Below are 20,288 nucleotides of genomic sequence, written 5' to 3'. Positions count from 1 at the left end.
TATTGTTTATTGCGCGTACAAGGAATAAGCTGCGACCTGACAAAAATAAAGGAGCAGCGATGACCAGCGTTCCATCGCCGCGCGCCGCGCGCGGGCTTGCTTATGCATCCCTGGTGTTCCTGGTCTGGTCAGGCGGTGACGCAGGAGGCGGCGCCCGCGCGCAGGGCGCAAATCCGAAGCTGGCGGGCACGTCCTCCGCATCGGCAAGCAAGCCGGTGCCACCAGACGGACAGCCGGCGTCCCTCACCAGTCCGTCCCCCGGCACCAAGTTCGCCACCCGCAGCGCGACCTTCGTCTGGAACAACACGGGTGCCACCCAGTACGGCTTGACGATCCTGTCGGCCTCCTCGGCGACACCCGTGGTGGACACGTCGACAAGTGCGACAACGCTGACGGTGAACAACCTTCCCATCGACGGCGCGGGGCTCGTGGTCCGGCTGCGCTCCCGATTCAAGGGGAAGTGGCTGCCGGCCAACGAGTACCTGTTCACGGCAGCCGGATACACCGCGGCGCAATCGACCGCCGCGGTCAAGCCCTGGTCCGATCTGATCGCGCTGCCACTCGTGCCCGCATCGGCCGCCAACCTCCCCGATGGCAAGCTGCTGCTGTGGGCAGCCCGCTCGCCCACCAGCTTCAGCACGAACAGCAGCGAGGCGTACACCTACACCTCGGTGTTCGACCCCGTCACGCGAAGCGCCAGCCCGCTGGTGGTCACGGCCACAGGCCACCAGATGTTCTGCCCTGGCCTGAGCATGCTGGCCGATGGCAGCGTGCTGGTCAGCGGCGGCAGCGATGCGACGAAGACCTCGATCTACGACCCGGCGCTGGGCGGCTGGGTGACGGGTGCGCAACTCGGCATTGCACGTGCCTACCAGGCGAGCACGACGATGTCCGACGGCTCCGTGTTCACAGTCGGCGGTTCGTGGAACGGCGGGCAGGGCGGCAAGTACGGCGAGGTGTGGTCGGCCGCCACCAAGACCTGGCGCACGCTGTCCGACGTACCGGCCAACATGCCCGATGCGAGCAATGTCTCGGACCCACCGCTGGCCGGCCCGGACGCGGCCGGGGTCTACCGGGGCGACAACCACATGTGGCTGTTCGGCGCCGCCAACGGCTGGGTATTCCACGCCGGGCCTGCTGCCGCAATGCATTGGATCGACACGCGCGGCAGCGGCGCCATCCTGCAGGCCGGGCTACGCAGCGACGACCCCTATGCCATCACCGCCAGCGCCGTGATGTACGACATCGGCAAGATCCTCAAGCTCGGCGGCGCGCCCAACCACGACAGCGGCGACGCCTTCAAGACCGCCTACATCATCGACATCAGCGCTGGCGCGCCGGCGGCGCCCACGGTGCGCAAGCTTTCGCCGATGGCCTATGCCCGAACCTTCGTCAACAGCGTGGTGCTGCCGAACGGCGAGGTGTTCGTGATAGGCGGACAGACGCAGCCCGTTCCGTTTTCCGACTCCTACAGTGTGCTGGCGGCCGAGCTGTGGAGCCCGGTGCTGGAGAGCTTCATCACGGTGCCGCCGATGCAGAAACCGCGCAACTATCACAGCGTGGCCCTTCTGCTGCTGGACGGACGCGTGCTGGCGGGCGGCGGCGGGCTGTGCGACTGTGCGGGCGACCACCCGGATGCGGAGATCTACACGCCACCGTACCTGCTGGCGAGCGACGGTTCGCCGGCGTCCCGCCCGGCCATCACGGCCGCGCCGGCCAGCGCCACATGGGGGAGCCAGATCACCGTGGCGACCGACCGCGCGGCGGCCCAGTTTGCGCTGGTGCGCATGGCATCGGCCACTCACTCGGTCAACACCGATCAGCGCCGCATCCCGCTGTCATTCACGGGCACGGCAGGCAGCTACCAGCTGGGCATTCCGACCGATCACGGGACCGTGCTGCCGGGCAACTACATGCTGTTCGCACTCGACAGCAGCGGCGTGCCGAGCGTGGCGCGCACCATCAACATCCGGTAGCGGCCCGGCGCTTCGCGAAGCCGAGGCTTTCGATGATGATGATGCTGGTACTCGCGCTCGGAACCGCTCTGGCCGTTGGTCCGGAGCGGTCCGCAAAGCCGGAAGCCGCCGTGCCTTCCTCCGTGGCGCGTGGCGCCCGCCTGTTCGACGGCACCGAGCCGCTCGCCGGCACGCTGTCCGGCCACAGCGCGCCGCTGCCGGGCGCAGCGACGCGCTGCATCCAGTGCCACGCGGGCCCCGGCAAGTCCACTGCCGCTGTCTCCGGTTTCGCGCCGCTGCTCGACCGGCGCCAATTGCGCGAAATCCTCCCGCGCCGCGGCGGCCCGCCTGTCGCGTACGAGCGCACATCCTTCTGCCGCACGCTGCGCACCGGCATCGACCCGGCCCATGTCACGCTGCCCCGAGCCATGCCGCGCTTCGATGCCGACGAAGACCAGTGCGCGGCGTTGTGGGACTACCTGACGCAAGCCCTTTCTCAATGAACCCAATGAACGCGCGGGGCCCCTTCATATCCTCGCGGGTTGCATCCCGCGGGCGCCGGCGCCTGCTTGCCGCCGGTGCACTGGCGTGGCTGGGTGTGCCTGCGGCGCGCGCAAACACCAGCATCGGACCGGTGCTGCCGGCGGTGTCGGTTCCGGCCCTGCCGCTGCGGCGCCACGACGGCGCCACACCGATGCTTGCGGCGCAGTTACGAGGCGCCCCAACCGCCGTTCAATTGATGTTTACCGGATGCAGCACGGTCTGCCCGATCCAGGGAGCCTTGTTCTCGACGCTGCAGGCGGCATTGCTGTCGGAGCGCTACACGGCGGTGCGCCTGCTGTCGCTGAGCATCGACCCGCTGGCCGACGACCCTGTGGCACTGAGCGCCTGGTTGCGGCGCTTCGGCGCAAGGCCAACGTGGAGCGCGGCGGCGCCAGCCCCCGAGGCGCTTGAGTCGATGTTCTCGCTGTTCACGGGAGGCGCGGCAGCGGGCGACCGCCATACCGGCCAGGTTTATCTGTTCGATCGTCAGGCCCGGCTGGTCTGGCGAACCAGCGAGTTGCCGCCGGCCGAAGAGGTCATGGCCGGACTGCGGCAGATGGGCTAGCTGGATGCGGCGGCTGAGGACTCAGCGCCGGTGAGGTGGCTGCCTGCCATGCCTCGTATCTTTGATGTTAGGTTGACGAGCCTTACCCCTGGCACTGACTACGCAGTTAGGGCTGCTTGGTTCCCCACCTGACCCGGTTGGCCACTTCACCATGCAGGGAGGCCCGTCAGCACGTATTGTAACCCCCCAGGCTGCGCGCACTTCGTGTCGCTTCGCCCACCCCCCTGCTGGGGGCGACACCAGAGGCCCGGCGAAGCCGGTTCCTCGGTGTCCCACGAAAAGTCAGGTCTTTTTTTGATCGGGGGGTGAAGGCGAGGCCGGTGCAGCGCCTTTTAGAATGCCCGCAATGTCTTATCTCGTGCTCGCTCGCAAGTTCCGTCCGAAAACCTTCGGTGAGATGGTTGGCCAGGGGCATGTGGTGCAGGCGCTCGAGAACGCGTTGACCACGCAGCGCCTGCATCACGCCTATCTTTTCACCGGGACGCGGGGCGTGGGCAAGACCACCGTCTCACGCATCCTGGCCAAGTCGCTCAATTGCCAGGGCCCGGACGGGCAGGGCGGCATCACGGCCACGCCTTGCGGGGTGTGCCAGGCCTGCAAGGACATCGATTCGGGCCGCTTCGTCGACTACACCGAGCTCGACGCGGCATCGAACCGCGGCGTGGACGAGGTGCAGTCGCTGCTCGAGCAGGCGGTCTACAAGCCGGTGCAGGGGCGCTTCAAGGTCTTCATGATCGACGAAGTGCACATGCTCACCAACACCGCGTTCAACGCGATGCTGAAGACGCTCGAGGAGCCGCCGGAATACCTCAAGTTCGTTCTGGCCACCACCGATCCGCAGAAGGTCCCGGTCACGGTGCTGTCGCGCTGCCTGCAGTTCAACCTGCGGCCGATGGCGCCCGAGACGGTGCTGGAGCACCTCACGGGCGTGCTGCAGGCCGAACAGGTGCCGGCCGAGCCGCAGGCGCTGCGCCTGCTGGCGCGTGCGGCACGCGGCTCGATGCGCGACGCGCTGTCGCTCACCGACCAGGCCATCGCCTTCGGCAACGGCGAACTGCTCGAAGCCGGCGTGCGCCAGATGCTCGGCAGCGTGGACCGTGGCCATGTGTTCAAGCTGATCGAGGCGCTGGCGCTGGGCGATGGCAGGACGGTGGTCGACACCTCCGAGGCGCTGCGGCGCGACGGCATGTCCGCCGCGTCCACGCTGGAAGAAATGACCGCGGTGCTGCAGGCCATGGCCGTGCTGCAGGCGGTGCCGTCGCGGGCGGAATCGGCCGATTCGGCCACCGATCCCGACGCGGCCGATACGGCGCGCCTCGCGTCGCTGATGCCGGCCGACGAAACGCAGCTGCTCTACAGCCTGTGCCTGCACGGGCGCAGCGAGCTGGGGCTGGCGCCCGACGAGTACGCGGCGCTGACCATGGTGCTGCTCAGGCTCCTGGCCTTCAAGCCTTCCAACGCGGCCGCTTCTTCGGCCTCCGCGGAAAAAAAAACTCTGAATGAAGCCGCCCGGGCGGCTTCGGTCCCTGCGCCCGTAGCGCCGGCTCATCAAGACACGGCGGCGATCGTCGCGCCGCCAGCGTCGATTTCCGTCGCTGCGCCGGTGCCTCCTCGATCCAATCCGGCGCCGGCCGGCCAGCGCCTGGCCGTGGTCAACGAGCCCGTGCGGCCAAACGGGCCCAGGCCTTCCGCAGAAATTGAGCCCTCGCCGGCTGCCGAGGCGCCCCGGGTGCTTGCCGTTCCCATGCGCGTGCAGCCGCCGCCGAGCCAGCGCGACGCGCCGCGCCCCGATGAGCAGCGCGGCCCGGCACCGCCCATTCCGCCGAGCGAGGACGGCGACTTCTGGCACGCCACGGTCACGCAGATGATCGCGGCCGAGAGCATCAACGCCCTCGCGCGCGAACTCGCGCTGCAGTCGCAGCTGGTGGCGCGCGACGTCGACCAGTGGATACTTCGCGTCGAGCGCGAGCTGCTCAACCAGCCTTCGGCCCGCGAGAAGCTCACGGATGCACTGGCCGCGCTGGGTCACGGCGTGAAGCTCGCCATCGAGATCGGCGCCGTGGTCGACAGCCCCGCGCGCCGCAACAAGCAGGCGGCCGACGAGCGCCAGCGCGTGGCCGAGGAGGCCATCCGCAGCGATCCCGAAGTGCAGATGCTGATGCGCGAATTCGATGCGAAGATCGTGCCTGGAACACTCAAGCCCGCCTGACGGAACGCCACTGAAAAACCGTGCCGGCTCCTGCGGCATTCGGCATCGGCCGCCATCTCTCTTATCCTTCCCCCATTCCAACCAATCAGGACCAACGATGTTCAACAAAGGACAACTGGCCGGCCTCATGAAGCAGGCGCAGGCAATGCAGGACAACCTCAAGAAGGCCCAGGAAGAACTGGCCACCATCGAGGTCGAAGGCGAGTCGGGCGCGGGCCTCGTGAAGGTCGTGATGACCTGCAAGCACGACGTCAAGCGCATCACCATCGACCCGAGCCTCCTGGCCGACGACAAGGACATGCTCGAAGACCTGGTGGCCGCCGCCTTCAATGCCGCGGTGCGCAAAGCCGAGGAAACCAGCGAGCAGAAGATGGGCAAGCTCACCGCAGGCATGCCGGGCCTCCCGCCCGGCATGAAGCTGCCGTTCTGAGCCATTGATGGCCGACGCCAGTTCGCTCGATGCGCTGGTCGATGCGCTGCGCCGCCTGCCCGGCGTCGGCGTCAAGTCGGCCTCGCGCATGGCCTTCCACTTGCTGCAGCACGACCGCGAGGGCGCGCAGCTGCTTGCGCGCGCGCTGCAGCAGGCGGCCGGCAACGTGCGGCATTGCGAACGCTGCAACACCTTCACCGAAGCACCGGTCTGCAGCGTGTGCCTCGACACGCGCCGCGACGCAAGCAAGCTCTGCGTGGTCGAGACGCCGGCCGACCAGGCCGCGCTCGAACGCACCGGGGCCTTCCGCGGCTACTACTTCGTGCTGATGGGCAAGCTCAGTCCGCTCGACGGCATCGGACCCAAGGACATCGGCCTGCAGAAACTCTTCGACCGCGCACTGGACGGCACCGTGAGCGAGGTCATCCTGGCCACCAACTTCACGGCGGAGGGCGAAGCCACCGCGCACGTGATCGGCGAAGCGCTCCGGCAGCGCGGCCTCAACGTGACGCGCCTCGCGCGCGGCGTGCCTGCCGGCAGCGAGCTCGAATACGTGGATCTCGGCACCATCGCGCATGCCCTGGTGGACCGCCGATAGCGCGCGGCGTTCGTTCGCTGCGCCAGCTCTCCATCGAACGTAGACAACCCGCATGACTCTTTCCTTGCTCACCGTCGCCTACTGGTGCGTGTTCATCGCCTGCGGCCTGCCGTATCTCGCGGCATGGATCGCCAAGGCCGGCAGTTTCGGTCCGCGCGACAACGTGCAGCCGCGCGACTGGGCCGCAAAGCAGAGCGGCTGGCGCGCGCGCGCCAACAGCGCGCAGGCCAACAGCTTCGAAGGCCTTCCGTTCTTCATCGGCGCGGTGATCATTGCGCACCAGCTCGGCGCCAATCAGGCGCGGCTCGACATGCTGGCGGCGGCCTATGTCGTACTGCGTGCGATCTATATCGCGGTCTATATCAAGGGCATCGGCTCCGTGCGCAGTGCGGTATGGGCGCTCGGTTTCGTGGTCAATATCGCGATCCTTTTTATCGCGCGCTAAGAGCGATAAAAGCCTCTGCGCCAGTGCGCAGCAGGCCATTCGGCACAGGCCTCGTGGAGGCCTTCATGCTTACGTGGAAACCCGCACGGGATGACCCCGATGCAGGCAACGGGGGCGCACCCCTAAGCTCGATTCAGTCCACCAGAATCAAGCGCCCGCAGGATTGCTCCATGCTCCACCGCAGAACCCTCATGACAGTCTCCGCAGTCGCTGCGGCAACCATTGCGTTGCCGCGGGTCTTTGCGCAAGCCAAGCTCGAGAAGACGAAGATTTCCATTGCAGTGGGCGGCAAGGCGGCGTTCTACTATTTGCCGCTCACCATCTCCGAACAGCTCGGCTACTTCAAGGCCGAAGGCCTCGACGTCGAGATCTCCGATTTCGCAGGCGGCGCACGCGCGCTGCAGGCCGTGGTGGGCGGATCGGCGGACGTGTGCTCCGGCGCCTACGAGCACACCATCAACCTGCAGGCCAAGAACCAGTTCTTCCAGGCCTTCGTGCTGCAGGGCCGTGCGCCGCAGATCGCGGTGGGCGTGTCGACCAAGAACATGGCGGGCTACACTGGAATTTCCGATCTCAAGGGCAGGAAGATCGGCGTCTCGGCGCCGGGCTCCTCGACCAACATGGTGGCCAATCTCGTGCTGTCGCGCGGCGGCCTCAAGGCCAGCGACGTGAGCTACATCGGCGTGGGCGTGGCGGCCGGCGCGCTCACGGCGCTGCGCTCGGGCCAGATCGACGCCATCAGCAACACCGACCCCGTCATGACCATGCTCGAGCAGAAGGGCGACGTGAAGATCATCAGCGACACGCGCACGCTCAAGGGCACGCAGCAGGTGTTCGGCGGACCGATGCCCGCGGCCTGCCTCTACGCGCCGGTCGACTTCATCCAGAAGAATCCCAACACCTGCCAGGCACTGGCCAATGCCATCGTCCACGGCCTCAAGTGGCTGCAGACAGCCGGCCCCGGCGACATCATCAAGACGGTGCCCGAGACCTACCTGCTCGGCGACCGCGCGCTGTACCTCGCGTCCTTCGACAAGGTGCGCGAATCGATCGCCACCGACGGCCTCGTGCCGGCCGACGGTCCCAAGACGGCGCTCACCGCGATCTCGAGCTTCGACACGGCCGTGAAGCCCGACAAGATCGACCTCATGAAGACCTACACCAACGATTTTGCTAGGCGCGCGAAAGACAGGTTCAAAGCCTGACTCCGAACGTCCCCGCGACCCGGCTTCGGCCGGGTTTTTTCTTGTGGCGGCCAATGCCAGAATTCTCGCCAGACATGTCCGACTACGCACTCGAGCTTCTCTCCATCAGCTGCACCTTCCATTCGAAGGACGATCCGGGCCAGCGCTACACCGCGGTGGCCGACACCACGCTGCGCGTGCGGGCTGGGGAATTCGTCTCGGTGGTGGGCCCCACGGGCTGCGGCAAGTCGACCTTGCTGAACGTGGGCGCGGGCCTGCTCGAACCTTCGTCGGGCACCATCAAGGTCTTCGGCCAGACGCTGGCGGGCGTGAATGCGCGCGCCGGCTACATGTTCCAGACCGAGGCGCTGATGCCGTGGCGAAGCGCCATCGACAACGTGATGGTGGGGCTGCAGTACCGCGGCGTGCCCGATGCCGATGCACGCGGGCAGGCCGAGGCCTGGCTTTCGCGCGTGGGCCTCTCGGGCTTTGGCGACCGCTATCCGCACCAGCTCTCGGGCGGCATGCGCAAGCGCGTGGCGCTCGCGCAGACGCTGGTGCTCGACCCCGACATCATCCTCATGGACGAGCCCTTCAGCGCGCTCGACATCCAGACGCGCCAGCTGATGGAGAACGAGGTACTCGACATCTGGAGCGCGCCGAGCCGCGCAGCGCCCGGGGGCTCACAAGGTCGGAAGGCCGTGCTCTTCATCACGCACGATCTCGACGAAGCCATTGCAATGAGCGACCGCGTGGTGGTGCTGTCGGCTGGCCCGGCCACGCATCCGATCGGCGAGTTCGCCATCGACCTGGCGCGGCCGCGCGACGTGGCCGAGGTGCGCACGCAGCCGCGCTTCGTCGAGCTGCACACCCAGATCTGGGAGGTGCTGCGCGACGAAGTGCTCAAGGGCTATGCGCAGCAGCTCAGGAAGGCCGCATGATGCCGCGCCTGAACGAACGCAATGCGCGCTTCTGGCAGCTGGTGCTGCTCGCGATCATCCTGGTGGGCTGGCACCTGGCGTCGCGCAACCAGCAGATCGCCTTTTTCCTGGGCGAGCCGATCCAGGTGGCGGGGCGCATCTGGAGCTGGTTCCTGCCGTTCGAGGTGCCGCCGAACCTGCTGTTTCCTGAAGGCCTGAAGGGCAATGCCGACATCTACCGGCACCTGGGCACCACGCTGCTCGAGACGGTGCTGGCCTTCGGCATCGGCACCGTGCTGGGCCTGGCCTGCGGGCTCTGGCTGGCGCTGGCACCCACCGCGAGCCTGATCCTCGATCCCTACATCAAGGCCGCCAACTCGATGCCGCGCGTGATCCTCGCGCCGATCTTCGCGCTGTGGTTCGGCCTCGGCATCTGGAGCAAGGTGGCGCTGGCCGTCACGCTGGTGTTCTTCATCGTGTTCTTCAACGTCTACCAGGGCGTGCGCGAGGTGAGCCCGGTGGTGCTGGCCAACGCGAAGATGCTCGGCGCCAACCAGCGGCAGCTGCTTCGCACGGTCTACCTGCCGAGCGCGACGAGCTGGGTGTTCTCGAGCCTGCACACTTCGGTGGGCCTGGCCTTCGTCGGCGCCGTGGTCGGGGAGTACCTGGGCTCGGCGCGCGGCGTGGGCTACCTGATCCTGCAGGCCGAGGGCACCTTCGACGTGAACACCGTCTTTGCCGGCATCGTGGTGCTGACGGCCTTTGCGCTCTTGCTCGACGGCCTGGTCGGCCTCATCGAGAAGCGCCTCATGAAGTGGCAGCCGCGCAGCGGCGAAACCGAAAAGCTCTAGCGTCCGCGCTTCGGTTGCCGCCGGCTCGCGGGCAAGGCTCAGCGCTTTTTCTTCGACGGCGTGCCGCCGCGCTTCTCGCGCACCACCTGCTTGCCTGCCGGCGTCTTCACCACCACCACGTTGCGGCCGCGTGCGGCAACCGCCTTCACGGGGCCGCCGCCGCGCTTGTCGGCAACGGCGGTGCGGCCGTGCGCCCGTGCCGCGCCCGTGCCGACGCGCGCTTCGGGTGCAGCGCGGACCGGCAGGTACACCACCACGCTGTAGCCGCGCTTGAACGAATGGTTGAGCTTGACGTCGTTCCACTCGGCCACGCTGTCGGGCTTGAGCTTGTAGCGGCGCGCGATGCTGGCCACGCTGTCGTTGCGTCCGGCCTTGACGGTGGTGCGGCGATTGACGATTTCGGGCTGGAAGCTCAGGTGGCCGCTGTCGGCCACCAGCGCCGTCACGTCTTCCTTGACGCGCGCGCCGCGCGGCACGATGAGCGTGGAGCCGGCCTTGATGAGCATGCGCGGCGGAATGCTGTTGAGTGCGCGCAGGTCGGCTTCGCTCATGCCCGAGCGCTGGGCTGCGTCGGCCACCGTCATCGTGTTGGGAACCACCCATGCCGTCCAGCTGGCGTACTGGCCTTGCGAGTACGCATCGAAGTTGCGCTGGAACACGGCCGCGTTGTCCCAGGGCAGGAGGATCTGCGGCGTGCCGGCCGCCAGCAGCACCGGCTTGTGCGCGGCCGGGTTGAGGGCGCGGAAGTCCTCGAGGCGGATGTCGGCCAGCTTGGCCGCCAGTTCGACGTCGAGGTCGCGCGTGAGCGTTACGGTCTGGAAGTACGGGTGGTTCGCGATCAGCGGCAGCTCGGTGTTGAACGCCTGCGGATTGGCCACGATGTTCTTCACCGCCTGCAGCTTGGGCACGTAGAGCCGCGTTTCGGCCGGCATGGAAAGATCGCTGTAGGTGGTGGGCAGGCCCAGGCGCTGGTTCTTGGCGATGGCGCGGCTCACGCTGCCTTCGCCCCAGTTGTAGGCGGCCAGCGCGAGCTGCCAGTCGCCGAACATGCCGTAGAGCTTTTGCAGGTAGTCGAGTGCGGCGCGCGTCGAGGCCACCACGTCGCGCCGGTCGTCGCGGAAGATGTTCTGCTTGAGGTCGAAGTCGGTGCCGGTGGCGGGCATGAACTGCCACATGCCCGCGGCGCGTGCGCTGGAAATGGCCTGCGGATTGAACGCGCTCTCGATGTACGGCAGCAGCGCGAGTTCGGTCGGCATGTTGCGCCGCTCGAGTTCTTCGACGATGTGGAAGATGTACTTGTTCGAGCGCTCGGTCATGCGCTGGATGTAGTCGGGCCGGGTGGCATACCACTGCTCGCGGTCGCGCACCAGGTCGCTTTCGAGGTTCGGCATCTTGAAGCCGCGGCGGATGCGGTCCCACATGTCGGCGGGCGGCGCCAGCGTGACGACGCTCTGCGAATGGGCTTCGCTGCTGGTGATGGGGGTGAGCGGTCCGCCCGGGTAGACCGGCGCCGCGCTGCCGGAAGCCTTGGCGCCGGTGCCGCCGGCGGTGGATTGCGCGGATGTGGTGGTGGAGGAGGAAGACGGGCTGTTGGTGCCCGCGCAGCCCGCGAGCAACAGTGAGCCTGCAAGGCAGACAGCAGCGATAAGTTTCATCGGAAGTCGTTTTTCCATTGGCGCAGCGCAGCGAACACCTCGGCTTCGGCCGCATCGGCGGAAAGCTCGGCGTGCTCGCGCACCGCTCTAAGGACAGTGGCTTCGCGGCTGCGAAGAAAGGGGTTGATCCGGCGTTCGGTGGCCAGTTGCGAGGGCAGCGTGGGCCGCCCCTGCGCGCGCAGGCTTTCGCAGTGCGCGCTGTACTGAGTCAGATCGGCATTGCCGGGTTCCACCGCGCGGGCGAAACGCAGGTTAGCAAGTGTGTATTCGTGCGCGCAGCACACGCGGGTGTCGCCCGGCAGCGCCGCCAGCGCATCGAGCGAGGCCAGCATCTGCGCTGGCGTGCCTTCGAACAGCCGGCCGCAGCCGCCGGAGAACAGCGTGTCGCCGCAAAAAAGAAGCGGCGCCCGGCCTGCGCTTGCGGGCAGGAAGTAGGCGATGTGGCCGGCCGTGTGGCCAGGCACGTCGATGACCGAAAAGCGCAGCCCGAGCACCTCGGCGGTGTCGCCATGCGACAGCGGCTTGAAGGGCTGCGGAATGCGTTCGCGTGCCGGACCGAAGACCGGCGCGCCGGTGGGGGCATGGAGCGCGGCCACGCCGCCCGTGTGATCGGGGTGATGGTGCGTGACTAGAATCGCGGCGAGCTGCAGCTTGTCGCGCGCCAAGGCGTCGAACACCGGTTGGGCGTCGCCCGGGTCCACCACGATCGCGTTGGACCCGTCCTGCAGCATCCAGATGTAGTTGTCAGCGAAGGCGGGCAGCGGAACAAGGGTCATGAGCGGTCAAATTATAGGTTTGCAGGATTGGTTCGCGACCCCCCCCGGCCGCTACCTGCTCGCGTGGGAGCAGGCCCAGTTCGACGAAGCCGTGGCGGATGTTTTCGGCTACCACGCGCTGCAGCTCGGCGCTGCCGGGGTCGATGGCCTGCGCACCAACCGCATGCCGCACCGTTGGCTGGCGCTGCCCGACCCCGGCCAGCCGTCCGGCAGGGCTGCGCTGTACACCGATTTTGCGGCGCTGCCGTTTGCCGCCAACAGCCTCGACCTGGTGGTGCTGCCGCATGCGCTGGAGCTGAGCCAGGACCCCCACGCGGCCCTGCGCGAAGTGGAGCGGGTGCTGGTGCCCGAGGGCCGCGTGGTGATCTGCGGGCTCAATCCGGCCAGCCTCTGGGGCATGAGGCAGCGCCGCGCGCACTTGTACCGCCGGCTCGGCCTCGGCGATCTCTTTCTGCCCGAGGGCGGCGAGTTCATCGGCTACTGGCGCATGCGCGACTGGCTGCGGCTCCTGAGCTTCGAGGTGGAGTCGGGGCGCTTCGGCGTCTACCGGCCCGCGGTGCGCAGCGAGGCATGGCTCGAGCGCTGCCGCTGGATGGACGCCGCCGGCGAGCGCTGGTGGCCCATCTTCGGCGCGGCGTACTTCCTGGTGGCCGTCAAGCGGGTGCGCGGCATGCGCCTGCTGAGCGCCGATTGGCGCCGCGCGGCGGCGCGCGCCACCGCGCCGGTACCCATTGCAGGCAAGATGCACAGGGCCAAGGCCGACCGCGCCGATTGAACATTGAATATTGAATATTGAATATTGAATATTGAAGAAGAAGGAAAAGAGCGTTTTGAACGAAGTCGTGATCTACACCGATGGTGCGTGCAAAGGCAATCCCGGCCCTGGCGGCTGGGGCGCGTGGCTCAAGTCGGGCGCCACCGAAAAGGAACTGTTCGGCGGCGAACTCAACACCACCAACAACCGGATGGAGCTCACCGCCGTGATCGAGGGCCTGGCCGCGCTCAAGCGGCCCTGCAAGGTCATCCTCTACCTGGACAGCCAGTACGTGCGCATGGGCATCACCGAATGGATCCGCGGCTGGAAGGCCAAGGGCTGGCGCACCTCGACCAAGCAGCCGGTCAAGAACGTCGAGCTCTGGCAGAAACTCGACAAGCTGGTGGCCGAAGGAGGCCACGTGATCGAATGGCGCTGGGTCAAGGGCCACTCGGGCGACGTCGGCAACGAGCGTGCCGACATGCTGGCCAACAAGGGCGTGGACAAGGCGCTGGGCCGGATCTGAGCCGCTGCCTGCCGAGTGCGCGGCCCGTGGCGGGCTACGCCTCCAGCATCATCACGTCGACTTCGTCGCCCGCGGCCACATTGCCCTGGTCGTGGTGCAGCACCACGAGCCCGTTGGCCTCGACCATCGAGCTCAGCACGCCGGAGCCCTGGTTGCCGGCAATGCGGACCTCGGGCAGCGCACCGGCCACGGCCCGCACGAAGCCGCGCTGGTATTCGGTGCGGCCGGGCTTCTTGCGGATGGCGCTCGCGGCGCGCGCGCGCAGCAGCGGCGCCGGCGCGGCGGCAATCTCGTGGCAGCCCATCATGCGCAGCAGGGCGGGCCGCACGAAGGCGAGGAAGGTGACCATGACGGCCACCGGATTGCCGGGCAGGCCGAAGAGCACCGCCGAGCCTGGCGCGGCCTGCTGGCTGCGAGGAACGAGCCCCACCGCCATCGGCCGGCCGGGACGCATCGCCACGCGCCAGAAAGCCATGTCGCCGAGCTGCTGCATCACGGCGCGCGTGTGGTCGGCGGCGCCGACGCTCACGCCGCCGCTGGTGATGATGGCGTCGGCCTGGCCCGCGGCATGCTGCAGCGTGGCGGCGAGCGTGGCCGGGTCGTCGCGCACCAGGCCCAGGTCGATCACTTCGCAGCCCAGCCGCGTGAGCAGGCCGAACACGGTGTAGCGGTTGCTGTCGTACACCGCGCCTTCGCGCGGCGGCTCGCCAAGGCTCAGGATCTCGTCGCCGGTCGAGAAATAGGCCACGCGCAGCCGCCGCAGCGCGGGCACCGAAGGCAGGCCCAGGCTGGCGACCATGCCCAGCGCGGCAGGCGACAGGCGCTCGCCGCGGCGCAGGGCCGGCTGGCCCTGCATGAGGTCTTCACCCGCGAAGCGGCGGTTGTCGCCGCGCCGAAGCACCTTGGCGGGAAAGCGCACGCGGTCGCCGTCGACCTTGCAGAATTCCTGCGGGATCACGGTGTCGAGCCCTTCGGGCATGACCGCGCCCGTCATGATGCGAACCGCGTCGCCGGCGGCGAGCACGCCGCGCCAGGCCGTGCCGGCCAAGGCAGTGCCCACCACGCGCAGCTCGATGGAGGCGTCGGTCGGCGAATCGTCCCGCAGGATCGCGCCGTCGAAGGCAAAGCCGTCCATCGCGGAGTTGTCGTGCGGCGGCACGCTGACCGGCGAGATGATGTCTTCGGCCAGCACACGGCCGAGCGCTTCGCGCAGCGCGACTTCCTCGCGCTCGGCCACCACGGCGGGTGCTACCAGTTGCGCCAGGAAGGCCTGCACGCCCTGGACGCTCAGCGCCTGGGGGTCATAGCCGGCAAGGGCGGCGGCAATGTCGGCGATGCGGCTCATCGGTTTTCCAGCGCGTGCAGTTCGGCCAGCGTGTTGGCATTGAAGAAGGCGTCGGGGGCGTCGCCGGGGCGGTCGAAGGGCACGAGCACCGTGCGGTGCTGCGCGGTCCAGGCGTCGATCTTGCGTCCGCCGGACTGGGTGAAGTTCACCAGGCTTTCGAGCAGCGTGGTGTGCAGCAGGCAGAACACCGGCTGCGGCCGCAGCACCGGCGCTGCGCCGGGCTCGGCGGCGGCCTCGGGCGCGCTCACCATGGCGATTTCCGCGTTGTCGGCCACCAGGGCCTCGGCCAGCCGGCTCGCCAGGTCGAGCGGAAACAGCGGCGTGTCGCAGGGCACTGTGAGAAGGTAGGGCGTTTCGCAGCGTTCGAGCCCGGTCAGGAAGCCCGCGAGCGGGCCGGCATAGTCGGCCAGGCTGTCGGGCCACACCGGAACGCCGAAGGACTCGTAAGCCGCCAGGTTGCGGTTGGCATTGATCATGACCTCGCCCACCTGCATGCCCAGGCGCAGCACGGCATGCATGGCAAGCGGCGAGCCGTTGAAGTTCTGCAGGCCCTTGTCGATGCCGCCCATGCGGGAGCCGCGGCCGCCGGCCAGCAGCAGGCCGGTGATCTCGCCGGGGGAAATGGAATCTTGTGTTTTGGGGGTCATCCGCCGATGTAGCTCATTTCGACGCGGCGCGGCGCGGGGTTGTTGGCGTCGTGCTCGCCGCTGTCGGGGCCGCGCAGCGCGCGCAGTTCGGAATAGCGGTCGGCGCGGCCCTGCCAGATGTGGCCGATGGCGGAGCCGATGTCCTCGTCGGTGGCGGTGCCGCGCAGCAGGGGGCGCAGGTCGTGGCCCGCGCTCGCGAAGAGGCAGAGGTAGAGCTTGCCCTCGGTGGACAGGCGCGCACGGCTGCAGTCGTGGCAGAAGGCCTGGGTCACGCTGCTGATCACGCCGATTTCCCCGCCGCCGTCGGCGTAGGCCCATCGCTGGGCGGTTTCGCCCGGCGCGCTGGGCTCGAGCGGCACCAGCGGAAACTCGGCGCCGATGCGCGCAATGACCTCGGCCGAGGGCAGCACCTCGTCCATGCGCCAGCCGTTGGTGGCGCCCACGTCCATGTATTCGATGAAGCGCAGCACCACCTTGCCGCCGTGGTGGTCGCGGAAGTAGCGCGCCATCGGCAGGATTTCCTGCTCGTTGGTGCCGCGCTTGACCACCATGTTCACCTTCAGCGGACCGAGGCCCGCGGCCAGCGCCGCCTCGATGCCGGCGAGCACGTCGGCCACCGGAAAATCGACGTCGTTCATGTGGCGGAAGACCGCATCGTCCAGGCTGTCGAGGCTCACGGTCACACGCTGCAGGCCGGCGGCGGCCAGCGCGGCCGCCTTGCGCTGCAGCAGCGAGCCGTTGGTGGTGAGCGTGAGCGCGAGCGGTTCGCCGCCCGGGGTGCGGATTTCAGAGAGCTGCGCGATCAGCGCCTCGATGTTCTTGCGCAGCAGCGGCTCGCCGCCGGTGAGGCGGATCTTGCGCACGCCATGGGCCGCGAACAGGCGCGCGAGCCGGGTCATTTCCTCGAAGCTCAGCAGCGCGCTGTGCGGCAGGTACTGGTAGTCCTTGTCGAACACGTCCTTCGGCATGCAGTAGCTGCAGCGGAAGTTGCAGCGGTCGGTCACGCTGATGCGCAGGTCGGTGAGCGGCCGGCCCAGGCGGTCGAGCAGCCGCCCGGTGGCGGGCACGGCCACCTCCGGAACCGCCACGGCGGGGCGCGCGCGGCCGACCTCGGAGAGCGGAATGACGGTGGTGCTTTTGCGGTTCATGGACAGCGGCCAATTTACTCCATCGGGCGCGGGCCGATTCCGAAAAGGGCTACTCCTCGGCGAGCGCCGCCCGGAACCCGGCCCTGCACGCGGCGCGCGCCTCAGCCGTGCTTGATGGCCACCGTCTTGAGCGTGGTGAAGCCGTAGAGCGCTTCGAAGCCCTTTTCGCGTCCGTAGCCCGACGACTTGACGCCGCCGAACGGCAGTTCCACGCCGCCGCCGGCGCCGTAGTTGTTGATGAACACCTGGCCGCTGCGAACCCGCTTGGCCATGCGGAACTGGCGCGCACCGTCGGTCGTCCAGACGCCGGCCACAAGGCCGAACTGCGTGGCGTTGGCGAGCGCCACCGCTTCGTCCTCGTCGGCGAACTGCATCGCGGCGAGCACCGGGCCGAACACCTCTTCCTGGGCGAGGCGGTGGTTCACCGGCACGTCGCGCAGCAGGGTGGGGGCCTGGTAGAAGCCGGTTTCGGGCGCCTCGTCGACCACGATGCCGTGGGCCACCATCGGGATGCCCGCCACCTGGGCGTCGCTCAGGAAATCCCACACGCGCTGCTGCTGTGTCTGGCGGATCAGCGGGCCGACGTCCAGGTCCATGGCCGCGGGGCCGACGCGCAGGGCCTCGAAGGCACGGCCGAGGCGCTCGAGCAGCGGCTCGTAGATGCCGCGCTGGATCAGCACGCGCGAGCCGGCCGAACAGGTCTGGCCGGCGTTCTGCACGATGGCGTTGATGATCACCGGAATGGCCGCGTCGAGGTCGGCGTCGGCAAAGATGATCTGCGGGCTCTTGCCGCCGAGTTCGAGCGTGACCGGGCAATGCCGCTCCGCCGCCACCTGCTGGATCAGCGTGCCGATCTTCGGGCTGCCGGTGAAGCTGATGTGGTCGATGCCTTCGTGCCGCGCGAGCGCGTCGCCCACTTCATGGCCGTAGCCTGTCACGATGTTGAGCGCGCCGGCCGGAAAGCCGACCTCGGCCGCCAGCTGCGCCACGCGAATGAGGGAAAGGCAGGCATCCTCGGCCGGCTTCACCACGCACACGTTGCCGGCCGCCAGCGCGCCGCCCACGCTGCGCCCGAAGATCTGCATCGGGTAGTTCCACGGAATGATGTGGCCGGTGACGCCGTGCGGCTCGCGCCAGGTGAAGACGCTGTAGCCGTCCTGGTAGGGAATGGTCTCGCCGTGCAGCTTGTCGCAGGCGCCGGCATAGAACTCGAAATAGCGCACCAGCGCGAGTGCGTCGGCGCGGGCCTGCTTCACCGGCTTGCCGCAATCGCGCTGCTCGATGAGCGCGAGCTCGTCGACGTGCTCGGCAACCTTCTGCGAGAGCTTGTAGAGCAGGCGGCCGCGGTCGGCCGCGCTCACCTTGTGCCAGACGCCCTCGAAGCAGTCGCGCGCCGCGCGCACGGCGGAATCGATGTCGGCGGCATTGCTGCGCTGGATTTCGTCGAAAGGCTGGCCGTCGGAGGGGTCGAGCACCTGCAGGGTGCGGCCGGAGGATGACGGGACGTCGGCGTTGGCGATGAAGTTGAGTTGCATGGGACGGGATTTTGCACCCGCTACCGGGGTGCGCCTGCGCCCGGCCGCGGCAGCGCCCGGACCGCGTTGAGCATGCGCTCCACGTGCTTGTCCGGATTCAGGTTCTGGTAGTAATAGGCCACCTTGCCGTTCGGCGCGATCACGTAGGACAGTCGGTTGGCGAAGTCGGGCCGGGTCTGCATCAGGGCGTCGAAGCCGTTGATCACGGATTTGGATTCATCCGAAGCCACGGGAAAGCGGCTCTGGCACGACTTGACCGAGAACTTGGAGAGGGTGTCGATGTCGTCGGCCGACACGCCGATGACCGTGGCGCCGAGCGCGGCGAACTGGTCGACGGCTTCGGCGAAGGCATGCGCTTCGATCGAACAATCGCTGGAGTCGGCCGCCGGAAAGAAGTACACCACCACCGGGCCCTTGGCCAGCGCCTCGGCCAGCGAATAGCGGAAGGTCTTGCCGCCGAGCGCGGCGTTGGCGGTGAACTTGGGCACCGGATCGCCGATGTCCAGTGCAGCCCAGGCGGGCAGTGCCAGCCCGGCGGCGACCGACATCAGGGCAATGCGTGAGAGGATCGGTCTTGCCATGGTGTAACTCCGAGCAGGGGTGAAACGAATTCTAGGATGCCATCATGAACCTCTGGACCCCACTTCTGCGTATCTGTCTTGCCGGCGCCATGGCTGCGGCGCTGGCGGCGTGCGGCTCGCTGCCGCCGGCGCGCGAGCGGGCGGCGGTGAACGCCGCCGCGGCCGATCCGTCCACCACCCTGGCACGCATCGCAGCCGCCTCGACGCCGCCGGGCGAGCATTCGGGCTTCCGGCTGATGCCGCTCGGCGTGTATTCGCTCGACGCGCGCGTGCAGCTTGCAGAGCGCGCCCAGCGCTCGCTGGTGGTCCAGTACTACCAGTTCGAGAACGACGCCACCGGCCGCCTCCTGATGCGCGCGCTGCGCGAGGCGGCCGGGCGCGGGGTGCAGGTGCGGCTGCTGGTGGACGATCTCTACACAGTCAAGAGCCAGCAGCCGCTGCTCGCGCTTTCGGCCACGCCCAATGTGCAGGTGCGGCTGTTCAATCCGTTCTGCTGCGGACGCGGCGGTTTTCTCTCGCGCTTCGCGGCCTCGCCGCACGAGATCGGGCGGCTCAACCACCGCATGCACAACAAGCTCTTCATCGCCGACGGCGTCATGGCGGTGGTGGGCGGGCGCAACATCGCCGACGAGTATTTCGTGCTGAGCGAGGCGCAGAACTTCATCGACATGGACGCGCTGGTGGTGGGCAAGGTGCTGCCGCAGCTCGAATCGATCTTCGACGCCTACTGGAACAGCGAGCAGGTCTGGCCCATTGCCGACATCGTGCGCGGGGAGGGCGGCCGCACGCCCACGGCCGCCGACTTCGACGCCTGGATCGGCATGGCCGCGCCGCCGCCGAAGATCGTGCTGCCGCCGTCCGACGTGCTGGGCTACGGGCCGATCGCGGAAGAACTCGACGGTGGCCGCATGGGCCTGCTGTGGGGCGAGGCCCGCGCGATTGCCGATCCGCCCACCAAGCCCGCAACGATGACCGAGGACGAGGCCATTGCCACCAGCGTGACCATGAAGGTCTGGACGCTGCTGATGGACGCCAAGGTCGAGGTCGACCTGACCTCGCCCTACCTGGTGCCCGGCGAGCGCGGCATGGCGGCCTTCGAGGACCTTGCCAGGCGCAAGGTCAAGCTCACGCTCTTGACCAATTCGCTGGCCGCCAACGACGAGCCGCTGGTGCACACCGGCTATGCGCGCTACCGCGAGCGGCTGCTCAGGAGCGGTGCCGACCTGTACGAGCTGAGCCCGCAGCGCACCACCGCGGGCGAGCGCTTCGGCATGTTCGGCAAATCGCTGGGGCGGCTGCACTCCAAGACCGCCGCCATCGACAAGACCCGCATCTTCATCGGCTCGATGAACCTCGATCCGCGCTCGGCGAGCCAGAACACCGAGATGGGCGTGGTGGTCGACAGCCCGCAGCTGGCGCGCGAGATGCTGCGCGTCATCAACATCAGCAAGCTGCAGAATTCGTACCGGCTGCGCATTGCCAAGGACACCGGCACGCTGCAGTGGCTCACCACCGATGGCGAGAAGGAAGTCATCCTCACGTCGGAGCCGGAATCGAGCTTCTTCCAGCGCCTCCACAACCTGATCATTGCACCCCTGGTTCCCGAAATGCTGCTGTAGCC

20 protein-coding genes and 1 other RNA gene are annotated in these 20,288 nt (G+C 68.2%); 13 read left to right on the top strand and 8 right to left on the bottom strand.

Translation table 11 applies throughout. From position 1 onward, the window contains the following. Positions 1-59 precede the first annotated feature (59 nt). From AC1DSC_RS05975 to AC1DSC_RS05965, 3 genes are read left to right on the top strand one after another with little or no spacing between them, the layout of a single operon-like run. Complete coding sequence (locus AC1DSC_RS05975; protein ID WP_018906126.1) at positions 60-1,976, top strand: galactose oxidase-like domain-containing protein; 1,917 nt, start codon at positions 60-62, stop codon at positions 1,974-1,976. A 32-nt stretch (positions 1,977-2,008) separates the two neighbouring features. Beyond that, on the top strand, positions 2,009-2,458 hold the full coding sequence (locus AC1DSC_RS05970) for a hypothetical protein (RefSeq protein WP_018906125.1): 450 nt from the start codon (positions 2,009-2,011) through the stop codon (positions 2,456-2,458). Next, positions 2,455-3,063: an SCO family protein gene (locus AC1DSC_RS05965; RefSeq protein WP_051128040.1), complete on the top strand. Its 609-nt coding sequence runs from the start codon at positions 2,455-2,457 to the stop codon at positions 3,061-3,063. Before AC1DSC_RS05970 ends, AC1DSC_RS05965 begins: the two co-directional genes overlap by 4 nt. Before the next feature lie 71 nt (positions 3,064-3,134). On the opposite strand, the gene ffs is transcribed toward AC1DSC_RS05965, so the two are convergent. Continuing rightward, an RNA gene (gene ffs, locus AC1DSC_RS05960) (signal recognition particle sRNA small type) lies at positions 3,135-3,231 on the bottom strand. Between the two features lie 178 nt (positions 3,232-3,409). On the opposite strand from ffs, the gene dnaX reads away from it, so the two are divergent. From dnaX to AC1DSC_RS05925, 7 genes are all read left to right on the top strand, one after another. Continuing rightward, positions 3,410-5,272, top strand: coding sequence for a DNA polymerase III subunit gamma/tau (gene dnaX, locus AC1DSC_RS05955; RefSeq protein WP_018906123.1), 1,863 nt, complete (start codon positions 3,410-3,412; stop codon positions 5,270-5,272). 97 nt (positions 5,273-5,369) lie between these two features. After that, positions 5,370-5,702 (top strand): YbaB/EbfC family nucleoid-associated protein, encoded by a 333-nt coding sequence (locus tag AC1DSC_RS05950; protein WP_012747441.1) that lies wholly within the window; start codon positions 5,370-5,372, stop codon positions 5,700-5,702. Between the two features lie 7 nt (positions 5,703-5,709). Beyond that, on the top strand, positions 5,710-6,300 hold the full coding sequence (gene recR / locus AC1DSC_RS05945) for a recombination mediator RecR (protein WP_018906122.1): 591 nt from the start codon (positions 5,710-5,712) through the stop codon (positions 6,298-6,300). A 52-nt stretch (positions 6,301-6,352) separates the two neighbouring features. Next, on the top strand, positions 6,353-6,745 hold the full coding sequence (locus tag AC1DSC_RS05940) for an MAPEG family protein (RefSeq protein ID WP_012747443.1): 393 nt from the start codon (positions 6,353-6,355) through the stop codon (positions 6,743-6,745). A 170-nt stretch (positions 6,746-6,915) separates the two neighbouring features. Continuing rightward, positions 6,916-7,950 (top strand): ABC transporter substrate-binding protein, encoded by a 1,035-nt coding sequence (locus AC1DSC_RS05935; RefSeq protein ID WP_018906121.1) that lies wholly within the window; start codon positions 6,916-6,918, stop codon positions 7,948-7,950. Positions 7,951-8,024: 74 nt separating this feature from the next. Beyond that, complete coding sequence (locus tag AC1DSC_RS05930; RefSeq protein ID WP_012747445.1) at positions 8,025-8,870, top strand: ABC transporter ATP-binding protein; 846 nt, start codon at positions 8,025-8,027, stop codon at positions 8,868-8,870. Further along, on the top strand, positions 8,867-9,700 hold the full coding sequence (locus AC1DSC_RS05925) for an ABC transporter permease (RefSeq protein ID WP_012747446.1): 834 nt from the start codon (positions 8,867-8,869) through the stop codon (positions 9,698-9,700). The genes AC1DSC_RS05930 and AC1DSC_RS05925 overlap by 4 nt, the downstream gene beginning before the upstream one ends. Before the next feature lie 38 nt (positions 9,701-9,738). Here the strand turns inward: AC1DSC_RS05925 and AC1DSC_RS05920 are convergent, their stop codons facing one another. Continuing rightward, complete coding sequence (locus AC1DSC_RS05920) at positions 9,739-11,355, bottom strand: transglycosylase SLT domain-containing protein (RefSeq protein WP_012747447.1); 1,617 nt, start codon at positions 11,353-11,355, stop codon at positions 9,739-9,741. Further along, positions 11,352-12,131, bottom strand: a complete 780-nt coding sequence (gene gloB / locus AC1DSC_RS05915; RefSeq protein WP_478131779.1) for a hydroxyacylglutathione hydrolase — start codon at positions 12,129-12,131, stop codon at positions 11,352-11,354. The genes AC1DSC_RS05920 and gloB overlap by 4 nt, the downstream gene beginning before the upstream one ends. Positions 12,132-12,150: 19 nt before the next feature. Here gloB and AC1DSC_RS05910 point away from each other — a divergent pair, with 19 nt between their 5' ends. After that, positions 12,151-12,906, top strand: a complete 756-nt coding sequence (locus AC1DSC_RS05910; RefSeq protein WP_012747449.1) for a class I SAM-dependent methyltransferase — start codon at positions 12,151-12,153, stop codon at positions 12,904-12,906. Positions 12,907-12,961: 55 nt separating this feature from the next. Then, positions 12,962-13,411 carry a ribonuclease HI gene (rnhA, locus tag AC1DSC_RS05905; RefSeq protein WP_012747450.1) on the top strand — a complete coding sequence of 150 codons (450 nt, stop codon included), beginning with the start codon at positions 12,962-12,964 and terminating at the stop codon, positions 13,409-13,411. 34 nt (positions 13,412-13,445) lie between these two features. On the opposite strand, the gene moeA is transcribed toward rnhA, so the two are convergent. The 5 genes from moeA to AC1DSC_RS05880 form a co-directional block, all read right to left on the bottom strand. Further along, the gene (gene moeA / locus AC1DSC_RS05900) at positions 13,446-14,756 is read right to left on the bottom strand and encodes a molybdopterin molybdotransferase MoeA (protein WP_012747451.1); all 1,311 of its coding nucleotides are present in this window, start codon (positions 14,754-14,756) and stop codon (positions 13,446-13,448) included. Further along, positions 14,753-15,403 (bottom strand): molybdenum cofactor guanylyltransferase MobA, encoded by a 651-nt coding sequence (mobA, locus tag AC1DSC_RS05895; RefSeq protein ID WP_012747452.1) that lies wholly within the window; start codon positions 15,401-15,403, stop codon positions 14,753-14,755. Before mobA ends, moeA begins: the two co-directional genes overlap by 4 nt. Then, on the bottom strand, positions 15,400-16,551 hold the full coding sequence (gene moaA, locus AC1DSC_RS05890; RefSeq protein ID WP_012747453.1) for a GTP 3',8-cyclase MoaA: 1,152 nt from the start codon (positions 16,549-16,551) through the stop codon (positions 15,400-15,402). The genes mobA and moaA overlap by 4 nt, the downstream gene beginning before the upstream one ends. A 101-nt stretch (positions 16,552-16,652) precedes the next feature. Beyond that, on the bottom strand, positions 16,653-18,086 hold the full coding sequence (locus AC1DSC_RS05885; protein WP_012747454.1) for an aldehyde dehydrogenase family protein: 1,434 nt from the start codon (positions 18,084-18,086) through the stop codon (positions 16,653-16,655). Positions 18,087-18,106: 20 nt separating this feature from the next. Then, complete coding sequence (locus AC1DSC_RS05880) at positions 18,107-18,667, bottom strand: peroxiredoxin (protein WP_012747455.1); 561 nt, start codon at positions 18,665-18,667, stop codon at positions 18,107-18,109. A 44-nt stretch (positions 18,668-18,711) separates the two neighbouring features. Between AC1DSC_RS05880 and AC1DSC_RS05875 the strand changes: the two genes are divergently transcribed. Next, on the top strand, positions 18,712-20,286 hold the full coding sequence (locus tag AC1DSC_RS05875) for a phospholipase D family protein (RefSeq protein ID WP_012747456.1): 1,575 nt from the start codon (positions 18,712-18,714) through the stop codon (positions 20,284-20,286). Positions 20,287-20,288: the final 2 nt, after the last annotated feature.

It is taken from the genome of Variovorax sp. 01N425, assembly GCF_056399465.1.
Note: the sequence above shows the minus strand (reverse complement) of the source record. Positions and strands in the feature narration are given on the sequence as shown.

What these genes read in the sequence shown, in the direction of transcription:
- AC1DSC_RS05975 (WP_018906126.1), top strand. Translation starts at nt 60, where the DNA reads ATGACCAGCGTTCCATCGCCGCGCGCCGCGCGCGGGCTTGCTTATGCA.
- AC1DSC_RS05970 (WP_018906125.1), top strand. Translation starts at nt 2,009, where the DNA reads ATGATGATGATGCTGGTACTCGCGCTCGGAACCGCTCTGGCCGTTGGT.
- AC1DSC_RS05965 (WP_051128040.1), top strand. Translation starts at nt 2,455, where the DNA reads ATGAACCCAATGAACGCGCGGGGCCCCTTCATATCCTCGCGGGTTGCA.
- dnaX (WP_018906123.1), top strand. Translation starts at nt 3,410, where the DNA reads ATGTCTTATCTCGTGCTCGCTCGCAAGTTCCGTCCGAAAACCTTCGGT.
- AC1DSC_RS05950 (WP_012747441.1), top strand. Translation starts at nt 5,370, where the DNA reads ATGTTCAACAAAGGACAACTGGCCGGCCTCATGAAGCAGGCGCAGGCA.
- recR (WP_018906122.1), top strand. Translation starts at nt 5,710, where the DNA reads ATGGCCGACGCCAGTTCGCTCGATGCGCTGGTCGATGCGCTGCGCCGC.
- AC1DSC_RS05940 (WP_012747443.1), top strand. Translation starts at nt 6,353, where the DNA reads ATGACTCTTTCCTTGCTCACCGTCGCCTACTGGTGCGTGTTCATCGCC.
- AC1DSC_RS05935 (WP_018906121.1), top strand. Translation starts at nt 6,916, where the DNA reads ATGCTCCACCGCAGAACCCTCATGACAGTCTCCGCAGTCGCTGCGGCA.
- AC1DSC_RS05930 (WP_012747445.1), top strand. Translation starts at nt 8,025, where the DNA reads ATGTCCGACTACGCACTCGAGCTTCTCTCCATCAGCTGCACCTTCCAT.
- AC1DSC_RS05925 (WP_012747446.1), top strand. Translation starts at nt 8,867, where the DNA reads ATGATGCCGCGCCTGAACGAACGCAATGCGCGCTTCTGGCAGCTGGTG.
- AC1DSC_RS05920 (WP_012747447.1), bottom strand. Translation starts at nt 11,355, where the DNA reads ATGAAACTTATCGCTGCTGTCTGCCTTGCAGGCTCACTGTTGCTCGCG.
- gloB (WP_478131779.1), bottom strand. Translation starts at nt 12,131, where the DNA reads ATGACCCTTGTTCCGCTGCCCGCCTTCGCTGACAACTACATCTGGATG.
- moeA (WP_012747451.1), bottom strand. Translation starts at nt 14,756, where the DNA reads ATGAGCCGCATCGCCGACATTGCCGCCGCCCTTGCCGGCTATGACCCC.
- mobA (WP_012747452.1), bottom strand. Translation starts at nt 15,403, where the DNA reads ATGACCCCCAAAACACAAGATTCCATTTCCCCCGGCGAGATCACCGGC.
- moaA (WP_012747453.1), bottom strand. Translation starts at nt 16,551, where the DNA reads ATGAACCGCAAAAGCACCACCGTCATTCCGCTCTCCGAGGTCGGCCGC.
- AC1DSC_RS05885 (WP_012747454.1), bottom strand. Translation starts at nt 18,086, where the DNA reads ATGCAACTCAACTTCATCGCCAACGCCGACGTCCCGTCATCCTCCGGC.
- AC1DSC_RS05880 (WP_012747455.1), bottom strand. Translation starts at nt 18,667, where the DNA reads ATGGCAAGACCGATCCTCTCACGCATTGCCCTGATGTCGGTCGCCGCC.
- AC1DSC_RS05875 (WP_012747456.1), top strand. Translation starts at nt 18,712, where the DNA reads ATGAACCTCTGGACCCCACTTCTGCGTATCTGTCTTGCCGGCGCCATG.